At 60.0% G+C, this 13,004-nt stretch carries 10 protein-coding genes; all 10 read right to left on the bottom strand.

Annotated elements, in window-relative coordinates; all coding sequences use genetic code 11:
• Positions 1 to 6: 6 nt before the first annotated feature.
• Positions 7 to 1,320: an HlyD family type I secretion periplasmic adaptor subunit gene (locus tag PH605_RS05865; protein WP_142844650.1), complete on the bottom strand. Its 1,314-nt coding sequence runs from the start codon at positions 1,318 to 1,320 to the stop codon at positions 7 to 9.
• Positions 1,307 to 3,154, bottom strand: a complete 1,848-nt coding sequence (locus PH605_RS05870) for a type I secretion system permease/ATPase (RefSeq protein ID WP_080857325.1) — start codon at positions 3,152 to 3,154, stop codon at positions 1,307 to 1,309. The genes PH605_RS05865 and PH605_RS05870 overlap by 14 nt, the downstream gene beginning before the upstream one ends.
• A 14-nt stretch (positions 3,155 to 3,168) precedes the next feature.
• The gene (locus PH605_RS05875) at positions 3,169 to 3,924 is read right to left on the bottom strand and encodes a hypothetical protein (RefSeq protein ID WP_078052495.1); all 756 of its coding nucleotides are present in this window, start codon (positions 3,922 to 3,924) and stop codon (positions 3,169 to 3,171) included.
• 104 nt (positions 3,925 to 4,028) lie between these two features.
• Positions 4,029 to 6,803: a TonB-dependent receptor gene (locus PH605_RS05880; RefSeq protein WP_142844651.1), complete on the bottom strand. Its 2,775-nt coding sequence runs from the start codon at positions 6,801 to 6,803 to the stop codon at positions 4,029 to 4,031.
• Between the two features lie 149 nt (positions 6,804 to 6,952).
• A complete protein-coding gene (locus tag PH605_RS05885; RefSeq protein WP_142844652.1) occupies positions 6,953 to 7,948 on the bottom strand; it encodes a FecR family protein in 996 nt (331 codons plus the stop codon).
• Positions 7,949 to 8,052: 104 nt separating this feature from the next.
• The gene (locus tag PH605_RS05890) at positions 8,053 to 8,553 is read right to left on the bottom strand and encodes an RNA polymerase sigma factor (protein WP_003524633.1); all 501 of its coding nucleotides are present in this window, start codon (positions 8,551 to 8,553) and stop codon (positions 8,053 to 8,055) included.
• A 188-nt stretch (positions 8,554 to 8,741) separates the two neighbouring features.
• Positions 8,742 to 9,494 carry an ABC transporter ATP-binding protein gene (locus PH605_RS05895; RefSeq protein WP_003524635.1) on the bottom strand — a complete coding sequence of 251 codons (753 nt, stop codon included), beginning with the start codon at positions 9,492 to 9,494 and terminating at the stop codon, positions 8,742 to 8,744.
• Positions 9,488 to 10,555 carry a FecCD family ABC transporter permease gene (locus PH605_RS05900; protein ID WP_142844653.1) on the bottom strand — a complete coding sequence of 356 codons (1,068 nt, stop codon included), beginning with the start codon at positions 10,553 to 10,555 and terminating at the stop codon, positions 9,488 to 9,490. Before PH605_RS05900 ends, PH605_RS05895 begins: the two co-directional genes overlap by 7 nt.
• Positions 10,552 to 11,691, bottom strand: a complete 1,140-nt coding sequence (locus PH605_RS05905; protein ID WP_065657208.1) for an ABC transporter substrate-binding protein — start codon at positions 11,689 to 11,691, stop codon at positions 10,552 to 10,554. Before PH605_RS05905 ends, PH605_RS05900 begins: the two co-directional genes overlap by 4 nt.
• 96 nt (positions 11,692 to 11,787) lie before the next feature.
• On the bottom strand, positions 11,788 to 12,921 hold the full coding sequence (locus PH605_RS05910; RefSeq protein ID WP_078052491.1) for an ABC transporter substrate-binding protein: 1,134 nt from the start codon (positions 12,919 to 12,921) through the stop codon (positions 11,788 to 11,790).
• Between the last annotated feature and the right edge of the window lie 83 nt (positions 12,922 to 13,004).

Consider the following 13,004-nt stretch of genomic DNA (forward strand, 5'->3'; position numbering starts at 1 on the left):
GGATTCCTACTCTTCCCGGAAGGCGCGGCTGATCTGGTCGGTCAGCGGCTTGGCGATATAGGACAGCGCCGTCCTTTCGCTGGTCTGAATGAACGCCTCGGCCGGCATGCCCGGCACCAGCGGCGCATTGTTCAGCTTCTGCCGCTCGGAGACCGGCACGGAAATCCGCGCCAGATAATAGGAGAGACCGCTGCGCTGATCGGTGGTGATATCCGCCGCGATGCGGCTGACATGGCCTTCCAGTTCCGGCGTGACACGCTGGTTGAAGGCGGTCATGCGCAGCATGGCCTTTTGCCCCACCTGAAGCTGATCGATATCCTTCGGCACGATCTTTACCTCCAGCGCCAGCTCGTCTCCGTCAGGCACGATGAGCATGATCGGATCCGCCGGCGTCACCACGCCACCCACCGTGTGCACGGCCATTTCATGCACCATGCCGGATTGCGGCGCGACGATATCGATGCGCTTCAGCTCGTCTTCGGCGGCAACCTTGCGCTCGACGAATTCGCCCATCTGCGCCTGTATTTCCCGCAGTTCCCGCCCGACCTCGGTGCGCAACTCCTGATCGATCTGCAGGATTTGCAGCCTGGTTTCGGTGATGCGCCCTGCCGTCTGCGCCTGATAGGCGATTTTTTCGCCGCGCTCGCCGCCGAATGTCGCGGCCTGCGTCTGCAGGCTGTTCAGCCTCTGCACCGAAACGATACCCTGTTCGCGCAGGGATTTCTGCGAGGTGATTTCAGCCTCCAGCACGGCAAGGCCGTTATCATAGGCGACTTCCTGCGCCTTCAGCCCCTCAATCTCATGTTCGAACTGGGTGATGCGTTCGGAAAGCTGTGCTTTGCGCCCTTCTCGGTAGGATTTGCGGAATTCGAACAGCTTGGTCTCGCTGCGCATGGCGGAGGCGACATCGGCATCGTCTTTTCGCGCCATCAGCGCCTGCGGAAAAACGAGTTCCGGCAGATCGTCGCGCTCGGCCTCCAGCCTTGCCATGCGCGCATTCAGCTCATCCAGACGCTTGGTCACGATGGCGAGGTTGGCGCGGGTCTGGGTCGCATCAAGGCGCATGACCACATCGCCGGCCTTTACCCTGTCGCCCTCATTCACCAGAATTTCGCCGACGACACCGCCGCTCGGGTGCTGCACCTTCTTGCTGTAGGAATCCACAACCAGATGGCCGGAGGCGACAACCGCGCCGGCAAGATTGGTCGTCGCAGCCCATCCGCCGACGCCGGCCAGCAGCGCTACACCTGCAGCGAGGCCGGCAACAAGATGTTTGCGGATGGAGCGGGACACATGGCTGCGCTGGTCAATGTTTGACATCCGCATCTCCTTCCTGGCTGTTCTCTTCACGGACGTCTTCCAGCACCAACGCCTGCGGCTGGGTATTGGCGACGACGCGCAGCGGCGAGATCGTCTGGGCGGATGCGGTAAATCCCTTGGCCGCCTGCGCCTGCGGAACGCGCAGTACCTTCGACAGAACCTCGTCGCGCGGGCCGAAGGCCTTCATCCGCCCCTCTTCCATCATCAGAATGAAATCGACAGCACCGATGGCACTCGGCCGGTGGGCAACGACGACGGCAATGCCGCCTCGCGCCTTGACCGAGGCAATCGCCTTGACCACGGCGGCTTCGCCTTCCGCATCGAGATTGGCGTTGGGTTCGTCCAGCACGACGATGAAAGGATCGCGGTATAGCGCGCGGGCAAGGCCGATGCGCTGGCGCTGCCCGGCGGAAAGCGCCGAACCCGCCTCGCCGATATCGCTGTCATAACCCTTTTCGAAACGCAGGATCAGTTCATGCGCACCCGCAGCCCTGGCCGCCGCGATGATGGCGTCAGGATCGGGATTATCCTCGAAACGGGAGATATTTTCACCGATCGTGCCGTCGAACAGCTCCACGCCCTGCGGCAGATAGCCGATATGGCGGCCCAGCGCCTCACGGTCCCATTGCTCGAAACTTGCACCGTCCAGCCGTACCTTGCCGGCCGCCGGCATCCACGCGCCGGTGAGAATGCGCGCGAGCGTGGATTTACCCGAGCCGGAGGGACCGATGACGCCGAGCGCGTTTCCGGCGGTCACGATGAAGCCAAGCCCGGTGACGGTCGGTTTTCTTTCTCCCGGCGGAACGATGGCGACGTTTTCGACCCGCAGTTCCTTTTCAGGCTTCGGCAGGGCCATGGCGGCGGCATTGGCCGGCATCTGTGCAAAAAGCTCCCTCAGCCGCGCCCAGCTCTGCCGGGCGGCCACGAAGGACTTCCAGTTGGAAATGGCGAGATCAACGGGCGCGAGCGCCCGGCCCATCATGATCGAACTGGCGATCATCACGCCGCCGGAGGCCTCCTGATTGATGACGAGCCAGGCGCCGACCGCCAGAATGGCCGATTGCAGCACGACCCGCAAAGACTTCGCGATGTTGCCGAGACCGCCGGCCACATCTCCGGCCTTGCGATTGGCGGCGAGATAGGCCTCGTTGGAAATTTGCCAGCGTTTTCCGAGCCGGCCGCCAAGCCCCATGGCCTGCACGACTTCGGCATTGCGGCGCGAGGCCTCCAGCTGCCGGTTGCGGGCCATATTCTCGACCATGGTGTCGCGGATCGGCTTCTGCGAGAAGATATTGGTGAGGATCGTCAGGGAGACAAGCAATATCGCGCCGGCAAGCGCCGTCACGCCAATCCAGAAATGAAACAGAAAACATATGCCGAGATAAAGCGGCATCCACGGCAGATCGAAAAAGGCCGTCGGCCCCGTACCGGAGAGAAAACCGCGCACATTGTCGAGATCGCGCAGCGGCTGCAAACCGTCGCCCGGCATGCGGTTGACGAGCGGCAGGCGCACCACCGCATCATGCACCCTGCCGGAATAACGCATGTCGAAATCTTCACCGATGCGGATCAGAACGCGGGCGCGGATGATATCGAGCAGGCACTGGAAGCCGTAAAGGCCAAGCGCGAGAATGGCGAGCCCGACCAGCGTCGGCAGGCTGCCGCTTGCCAGGACCCGGTCATAAACCTGCAGCATGAAGAGCGGCGACGTGAGCGCGAGTATATTGACCACGCCGCTGACGAGCGCAACGCCGAGAAATGTGCTTTTAAGGGGCGAAACAACCGCCGCAGTGAGGGACTGCGGCGGCGTCTGCTGGTGGTTTTGAAAGCCCACAGCCTGATTTTCCTTTACGCGGCAAGCGCCGATGCGCTGGCGAAAATGAAGTCCGATGCGTCGAGCACATTTGCATCGACGCCATTCAGTGTGACGGAGACGGACGTGTCTGTGGCAGAAAGGATAACGGCATTTCCATTATCGTTATACCACAACAAATCGTCCACCGAAGTTGCCCCCCAGGCGGAAACGTCAAGCGTATCCGTGCCATCCTGGTAGCCGTAGGTGCCGGTCGGGCCAGTCGCCACAACGTCGTTGCCGCCGGAGAATACGAAGGTGTCTGCGCCGGCAAAGCCGGTCAGGGTGTTGGAGGCAGCCGTATCCTCGATGACCGTGCCAGTGGCCGCGAAGTAATCATAAAAACCGGCAAGCGAACCGAAGCGGGCGAGCTGATAAACGGCAAGATCGAGAAGATCGCGGGCACCGGCAAGCGAGTAGGCGCTGTCGGGATCGATCAGCAGTTCCTGCTGGCTGACGGCGATGCCGCTGGTGGACTGGCTGTAGCCAGTGCCCAGAACGATGCTGTCGACCGAACCCGTCAGGTTGCCCTGGGAGTACTGCAGAGCGCCGCTCATGACGATGCCCTTGCCGCCGGTGCTGCCATCGCCCCACGCCTCATAGGTCGTGTTCGGATCGATGGTGGTGGTGGCGAGAGAGCTGGTCTGAGCGTCGTAGAACGCACCGTATGTCGAACCGAAACCGCTCGTCCAACCGTTGAGGTAGCCGATCAGATCGGAGGAAGACTGCGTCAGTTGAATTGTGGTAGCCATAGGTGTACTCCTTTGCTGGCCAATATCGATACCTTCGTCCTGTGGCGAAGGCGTTTCATCTCCGGGACGGGCTGCAACCCAGCCCGGAGAATTTCTTCCACGGTTCAGAACTTCACGTTCATCGTCGCGATAAAGGTGCGGCCCGGCGCCGTGTAAGCGCTTGCCGCCGGGATGTATTTGCGGTCCGTCAGGTTGTTGACGGCGAAGCGAAGCGTGGCCTTGTCGTTGAAGGCATAGGAACCGTAGAGATCCACCGTCGTGTAAGGATCGGTCACCTCGCGCAGATTGCCTTCCGTATCCAGCGTGCGCGACTGTGTCGGCGTAACGTGGTTGAGCCTTGCGCCCAGCGAGAATTTTTCATCGAAGAAACGCATGCCGCCATCGAGCGTCAGCTTCACCTTGGGCGCGACGTCGCCCGGCCAGGCAACGATTTCGCCCGTTGTGGTGGTCGTGCCGTTGGAAAAAACCTGCGTCTTTTCAGGCCATTCTGTTTTCAGAAAGGTTGCCGAACCGCCGATCCAGAAACTGCGGGCATCGTAATTGCCCTCGAATTCAAGCCCGCGCATATAGGTCGTGCCGTCCAGATTGACGAAGCTGGTATAGGTGCGGTCGAGCACCTGATCCGTAACGAGATAACCGAGCGCGATATAGTCCTTCACCTCGCGGCGAAAGGCAGCCATTTTTATGCGAATGGAGTCGTCGTCCAGCAGCACGCCGTCGAAGCTCATATTCGCGCCGACTTCATAGGTCGTCGCTTTTTCCGCACGCAGGGCCTGGTTCGGAGCGTATTCGTATCCGGGGCTGTCGCCCGGACGCGCTCCAGCGAAAAATGCTTCGAGAATTGTCGGCGGACGCAAGCTCTGGGAATAGCTCACATAGGGGCGGAACCAGTCGACGGGTTTCAGTTCAATGGTGGCGGAGGGCAGCCAGGCGCTGTAGGTGCGATCGATATCGACATTGTGCGATGGATATTCGGGGACCGGCGTACTGGTGGTTATACCGGTGCCCGGCATGCAGTTGGCCGATGTACGCGGCCAAATGCTGGCGAGAAAAACATTATAGCGGGATGCCCATATGGGGGAATTTGCAGGCAGAAAGACCCGATTGAAGTATTCCAGGGCCGTATAGTGATTGCGAACAAGGTCGCAAGGCACACTTGTCGTTACTATCGATTCCTTGACACTATAATAGGTCGCAGATCCTTTCAGGCGCGACCAGTCGTAACGCACACCGCCACTCAGCGTGATCCACTCGGCCGGCTCAAGCTCGCCATTAAGGAATAGGCTGGCGACATCGCGCCGCCCGGCAGGGCTGAATGACGTGTAGCTGCTGGCGAAAGAAGGATTTTCCGCGATTTTGGCGCTTGTCGCAACGGATGTGGCAATGTCCCGGAAGGCTTCTGCCCCATAGTTCAGACTGAGCGCGCCCGCCGCCGTATCAAAGCGACTGGTATTTTCCAGGCTGCCGCCGAAGCTGCGCAGGCCCATGTCAAGGTTCGTTTCGGCCGCGTATCTCTCTCGTTCCGCCCGCAGTTCATGCGTCATATTATCGTTCAGCCACAGCGACGACTTGAGGTCTATGAGTTCGCTCTCGGGGTCCCAGTCCAGCTTTGCGACGACGCTGTCGTTTCGCACGCTTTCCCGGTCGATCACCGTGGAAGCGCCTTGAACGAAATCATTCTCCTGATGCATCCAGGAAAGCGAAGCCTTCACGTCGCCGAAGTCGCCTTCGCCCTTGAAAAAGGTCGACCAGCCGTCGCGGCCGAGCAAATCCTTCATCGTCAGCGCGGTGCTGCGAGCCTCGCCTTTTGTTCCGATCTTGTATTCATCCATGATCGTGCGGCTGTAGCCGGCGACGAAGGAGAGAGGACCATCCGGCGAGCGAACGGCGCCGAGAACCGAGCCCTGAAAATCATAGCCATTGGTGCCGCGAGAAACATTCGCTTCCCCGCCCTTGTTTTCACCCTCGGCAATCAGATCGTCGGCGCTGACGGTTCGGAACTCGACCTTGCCGCCCAGAGAGCCGACATTGCCTGAGCGCGCATTGGTTATTTTCTCGATCTCGACGGCACGGATGAAAGCGACATCCACATAACCCTGCCCGGCACTTGCGGTGTAGCTCGTGGCGCCGCCGAAGGCCGCACCACGCTGCGCATTCTGCCGCGCGCCATCGATGGAGACGACCACGCGGCCGCTTTCCTGCAAACCGCGCACATTGGGCGAAACGGTTGGAAAGCTGCCATTGCCCTCGCCGGCATAAACACCGGAAACCCGGTTGAAAACATCGCGCGTGTTGCGCACCCCGGCCGACTGGATCGCCTCACGGCCGACCACGCTGACACTGGCGGGCGTTTCATAAACCCAGTCGGGCGTCCCCTGATAACCGGAACCGGCAATGGAGTTGCGCCCGGTCTTGCCGGTCAGGGTAATGGTTTCCAGAACCGTCGTACCCTCCGCCGCGGAAAAATCGACGGTCGATTGCCCCGTGCCGATGACGACGGTTCTGCCATTGCCGGCGATACGGAAATTGACGCCCGTTCCCGCCAGCAACCGCGACAGCGCCTCCCGCACCGTGAAACTGCCGGTGACGGCATTGGTGCGCACATTTCCGGCCGCGGGCGTGGCAAGCGTGACCTGAAGGCCGGATTGCCGCCCGAAAGCACCCACGACCGATGACAGCGACTGGGCGGGAATGTTGAACGGCCGCGTCGCCCCCTGCTCGCCGCCTGGACGCTGGGAATTGGCGGTGTCAGCTCCGGTCTGGGCCAGAACGGGCGTCGCGAATGAAACGGCGACTGCCGTTGTCGCCAGCAGCACGGCCCTGCGAGCCTGCTTTGCTGCTTTTTCCCCTGAACCGGTCTTGCATGTCTGGAGGCGCATATTGCTTTTGTCTTCCTGTCTTTCGCTCCGGATATATCTTGACCGGATTACTCAACAAAAAGACGATTGCCTCGTCGATTTTTTTCAGGCTTTCGGAAGAAATTTTATAAATGACTGAAAATAAATATGATTTTTTGTTTCGGAATGTTTCAGAAGCGGGTGATGATGCGGGCGCTGCCGCCAATCGCATGCACCTTGCCCTTGTAGGGTTCCACCAGGGCTTCCAGCGCGCGATCCGGGTCGCGCAGATCGTAAAACCCTGTCACCCTCTGCTCGGCAAGCCGCTTGTCGGCCATGGTCAGCCATGCGGGATGGTAGCGCTGGATCTGCTCCACGACCGAGCCTATCGTCGCATCGACCACATAGAGTTCGCCATTGCGCCAGCCGCCAATATCCTCGACGGAAACAGTCTCTTTGCGGATCGCACCGGAAGCGTCGACAATCAGCATCTCGCCCGGCACCAGCCGCGTTGGCGGCGCATTGCGGAAAGACGCCTCCACGGAACCGTGCGCCAGCGCCACCTGGGTTACGCCATCCGTCAGGTCGACGTCGAAAGCCGTGCCCAGCACCTGAACGGTCACGTTTTTTGCCTCCACGACGAAGGGACGCGTTTTATCCGGCACGACGTCGAAAAAGGCTTCCCCCTTCAGCACCGTCACATTGCGACGGCCATTCGTGAAATCCGTTGAAAGCGCGCTCGCGGCGGCAAGCTGCACTTTGCTGCCGTCTTCGAGGGTGATCGTGCGGCTTTCGGCAGTGGTGGTCTGATAGTCCGCCTCCAGGCGAACGAAAAATGCCGGAACGAACAATACGGCAAGACAGAGGGACGCCGCCGCCACAGCCGCGCCGGCATAATGTCGCACGGACCAGCGCCGCCGCTGCGGCTTTGTCGCGGCCTTGCCGGGCAGATGCGGCGCATCTTCCCAGAGGTTCTTGAATTCCGGCTCCACCAGGCCGAGATTGCGCCACGTCTTGCATGTTCGTTCCCAGGCGAGACGGTTTGCCGGCGCTGCCGCCAGCCATTGCTCGAATTCCGCCTTTAGCCGCGGCTCCGCCGAGCCAGACTGCAAGCGCAGCAGCCAATCGGCCGCCTCCTCCGCCTTACCGGCCGGCAATTCAATTTTTTTCTCTGGATCAATGGTCATTGAACCGGGCCAGTTCCTTTGCGGGAGAAGCGTCGTCTTCTGCATTGCTATAAAGACGTTTGAGGAAGAGATTTTTTTCACAAGGCGGGACAATCGGGACTATTTTACTTCATTTCTTTGGTAATCGCGGCAATGCTGCCCTTGATCAGACGATGTGCGCTGGCCACGGACACGCCAAGGTGACGCGCAATCTCTTCCATATTGTAACCACCGAATCTGTGCATTTCCAATGCCACCCGCGCCTGAACCGGCAGGCCGGCCAAAATAGTCCGCATCTGGCGAACTTCGTCGCAGAAAAGGGCATGCTCTTCCGGCGTACCATTGTCCTGCGGCACACCCCAGAACGGCGTATCGTCCGGCCGTTCCCGAAGGTCCTGGCGGCTGCGCCGGCGATTGTCGAGCGCAAGATTGCGAACGATGCGGAAGAGATAGGATTTGAGGTTGGAAGGATTGCCGGAGGCCTCGGGAACGAATTTCAGGAATGCTTCCTGAACCACGTCCTCCGCATCCGCCCGCGACCCCAGAATGAGGGTGGCGTATTTGATCAGGTCGACCCTATGCGCGACGTAAGCGTTATAACGCTTGTCATCTTCCCGTATGCCCATGTCTCAACCGAGAGAAATTTCAAGGATCGACGAAACCTGCCGCCCCCGAATGGCCGCACAGCTCTGCCGCTCAAAGCTCTAGCATCCAAACCGTGGATCGAACAGATATTTCATGACTATTATCATCAAGAATTTGTGCAAGCCGCACCGAGCAGACCCGGCAGCGAAGGCGGCCGGGACTTGACCTGTCAGATGGCCCCGTCGACGATGACCATGGGTCTGCCCTGCGAGCAGGGTTCGATACGGGCATCGATGCGATAAATATCGCGCAGCATCTCCGGGGTTATAACCGCCTCCGTGCTACCGCTCACCACCATTTCGCCACGCGCGATAACCATCGTATTGGCGCAATAACGAAGCGCATGGTTGAGGTCATGCAGGGCGATCAGCACGATCATGCCGGTCTTCTGCGCCAGATCGGTGACGAAACCCAGAACCTCGATCTGCCGGTGAAGATCGAGCGCAGACGTCGGCTCGTCCATCAGCAGCACTTCCGGCTTTCGCGCAAGCGCCTGCGCCAGCGAAACAAGCTGGCGTTGACCACCCGACAATTCGCCAAGCCCGCGGAAAGCAAGGTCATGGATTTTCAGCGCCTTGAGAATGGCGTCGATCTCGAACAGCTCATCGTCATGGACCCGCCAGCCGCCGCCCTGCTTGGCGGAAAGAAGCACGGATTCATACACGGTCAGAACGGCATTGGCGCCGGTATCCTGCGGCATGTAGCAGATGGCGCGGTTGCCGCGGGCCGTATCGGAGAGTTCGACCAGTCCGGGGCCGGAAATCAGGCTGGCGATGCGCTTGAAAAGCGTGGACTTGCCGGCGGCATTCGGGCCGATCACGGCCGTCACACTGCCACTTTCCAGCGTATCGATGCCGACCTTGGAGAGAACCGTGATGCGCCCATAGGCGGCGCCGACATCTTTCAGTGCGAGCGCTACCATGCGCGCCTCCTGTTGCCGAAAATAAGCGCGAAGAAGAACGGAACACCGACGAGCGCCGTGATGACGCCGATAGGCAGAATAGCGCCGGGAATGAGAATCTTGCTGATGACCGAGGTTGCCGACAGAAGCAGCGCGCCGCAGATCACCGAGCCGGGCAGGAAGAAACGCTGGTCCTCACCCACCACCATGCGGGCGATGTGCGGACCGACCAGCCCGACGAAACCGATTGTGCCGACAAAAGAAACCGGAATGGCCGCCAGCAGGCTGACCGTCAGCATGGTCGTCAACCGCAGCCGCCGGACATTGATGCCCATGCTGGCCGCCTTGTCATCGCCGAGCCTGAGTGCCGTCAGCGCCCAGGCATTGCGCATGAACAACGGCACGGTGACGAGGAGGATGGCGGCGGTGATATAGACCTTGTCCCAGGTCGCCTTCGTCAGGCTGCCCATGGTCCAGAAAACCACGGCGGCAAGCGCCTGTTCGGAGGCCAGATATTCGAGCAGCGACAGCGCCGCATTGAAGGTGAACACCAGCGCGATGCCAAGCAACACGATGGTTTCGACCGTCACCCCGCGAAGCGTCGAGGCGAAATGGATGAAGAGAGCCGCGACCATGGCCATGATGAAGGCGTTGATCGGCACCATGTAATGCACGGCGCCCGGAAAGATCGCCACGCCGCCAACCAGCGCCAGCGCCGCACCGAAGCTTGCCGCCGCCGAAATGCCGAGCGTGAAGGGGCTCGCGAGCGGGTTCGACAGGATGGTCTGCATCTGCGCACCCGCAACCGAAAGCGACGCTCCGACTGTCACCGCCATCAGCGCGATCGGCATGCGAATATCCCAGATCACCACCCGAAGCTGGTTTCCAACGGCGGCCGGATCGGCAATCGTCGCCAGAACCTCGGAGAGCGAATAGCGCGCCGGACCGAGCGCCATGTCGGCGGCCATACTGAAACACAGGGCGACAAAAAGCCCGAAGAGGATGATTATCCTGCGCGCGGCAAGGGCGCGATATTGATCGCGCCCACTGATGCCAACCGCGCTTTCATTCAGCGAACTCATTGGTTCAAACCTTTTTCGAGCGAGGCGAAATAGCCCGGCTTGTAGGTGACGGGGAGGAATTTGCGGTGAAACTCCTCGAAATTCTTTTCCGGATCGAGATCGGCGAAGAGATCGGGATGGAACCACTTGGCGAATTGCTGGATCGGGAAGAATTCGTAGGGCGCGCCATAGAACTGGTGCCAGACGGCATGGACATTGCCTTGCTTCACGGCCTTCAGTTCCGGAAACGGCGTGCGCTTCATCAGATTGGCCAGTCGCTCACGGGAGAGAGCCATATCCGCCCCGCGTCCCACAGGAACGAACTGGTTGATGTCGGATTCGGCGGCCCAGTTGGAGCCGGTGACGATGACGTGGTCAGGATCGGCAACGACGAGCTGTTCGGGATTGAGATCGCCGAAGGTCGTCTTGATGATGCCGTCGGCGATGTTGTGGCCGCCGGCAAGATCGACCATCGCGCCGAAATTGACCGGTCCGAAAGTGCGGCAGCAATTGTTTTCGCCGGAAATGCCGGGGGCGCGTTCAATGAAGACGTTCGGGCGCTTCAAGTCCTTGACGCTGGCGAGCCGGTCGGTCACGCGGGCGATTTCGGCGCGGCGATAAGCGATGAATTCCTTCGCCCGCTCTTCGGCGCCGAAGAGTTTGCCGAGAATTTCGACCGAGGCTTCGCTGTTCTTTTCAGGATCGATGCGGAAATCGAGATAGATGATCTTGATGCCGGCGGCGGCGGCCTTTTCTTCGAAACCGCTCTCCTTGGCGGACTTCTCCGCTTCCAGATTGAGGGTGATCACATCGGGTGAAAGGGTGATGGCCGTTTCCAGGCTGAAATCGCCCTGCGGCACGTAACCGAAGCGCGGCAGTTTCTCGATCTGCGGAAAACGCTCGACATAGGCGGTGTAGCTGTCGGGGTCCTTCTTGAGAAGATCGTCACGCCAGCCGACGATGGTGTCGAAGGTCTTTTCGCCCTTGAGCGCGGCAATGACATGTACCTGGCGCGCCTCACCGACGATGACGCGTCTGGCCGGCAAATCCAGCTCGACTTTTCGACCGGTGACATCGGTAATCTCAGCCGCCAGAACCGGCACGGCGAGAAGGGAGAAAGCCAGCACCGCAAGATGCCTGAGAGCGTTGAGCCGCATGAGCAGTCCTCATTGAGTTCCAAAACAAAGCGATAAAGCCGCATGGCTGCGGCTTTATCCATCGGTCGGACGGCGCTCCCCTTCACCGTCCCTTTATTACCTGGCGTCCTTCAGCGAAACGAAGTAGCCGGGCTTGTAGTCGAGCGGCAGGAAGCGGGCATGCAGTTCCTTGAAGGTCGCCTCCGGGTCGAGGTCCTTGAAGAGGTCCGGATGCAGCCACTTGGCGATTTCCTGAACGGCCACGAACTGATAGGGATTGTTGTAGAACTGATGCCAGATGGCGTGGACATTACCGTCCTTCACCGCCTGCACGCCGGTGAAAGCCGGGCGCTTGGTCAGGTTTTCAAGCTTGCGATGGGCTTCCTTCAAATCCGCACCATAACCGACGCCGACCCAGTTGCCGCCCGGAACATAACCGTTCCAGTTGCCGCCGGTGATGATGATCTGCTCCGGGTTGGAGGCAATGATCTGTTCCGGATTGACGGTGCCGAAAGTGCCGGGAATGATGTCCTTGGCCATGTTGATGCCGCCGGCAAGCTCCACCATTTTGCCGAAGTTCTCGTTGCCGAAGGACATGCAGCAATCATCGGAATAACCGCCGGCGCGCTCCATGAACACCACAGGCTTCTTCGGATTGGCCTTTTCGAGCGTATCGGTGACCTTGGCGATGGAGTCGGCGCGGAACTTGATGAAGTCCTCGGCGATCTTCTCCTTGCCCGTAAGCTGGCCCATGAGGCGCATGCTCGGCTCGGTATTTTCCATCGGCTTTTCACGGAAATCGACGTAGACCAGCGGAATGCCGACCTTGGCGAGCTTTTCGATATAGCCCGCTTCTTCGGTCGCCGTCTTGGCGTCGATATTCATCAGGATCACGTCAGGCTTCAGGGCAACAGCCTGTTCTATGTCGAAAGTGCCGTCCTTCATGCCGCCGAAAGTCGGCAGCTTGGCGATCTCCGGATACTTGGCGAGATAGGCCGCATAGGTTTCCGGGTCGGCTTTCGCCAGATCGTCGCGCCAGCCAACCACGTGCTGGAAAGGGTTTTCCTTGTCGAGTGCAGCCAGGAAATAAATCTGGCGGCCTTCACCGAGGATGACGTGCGATACCGGCACATTCACTTCGACATCGCGGCCCGTCACATCCTTGACGGTGACCTTTTCGGCGAATGCCGGCCATGCGGCGGATACGAGAAGGCCAAGGGCAAGTGCCGCAGATTTGGCTGAGATGCGCATCGGATATTGCTCTCCAGTGTTGACTGGCGCGGCTGTATTATTTTCTGACTGTACTAGTCAACATTTATGTTTTAGAGCCATTC

Origin of the sequence: Agrobacterium sp. CFBP 3001, assembly GCF_027871605.1 — a bacterium.
In the GTDB taxonomy this organism is placed as follows: Bacteria; Pseudomonadota; Alphaproteobacteria; order Rhizobiales; family Rhizobiaceae; genus Agrobacterium; species Agrobacterium leguminum.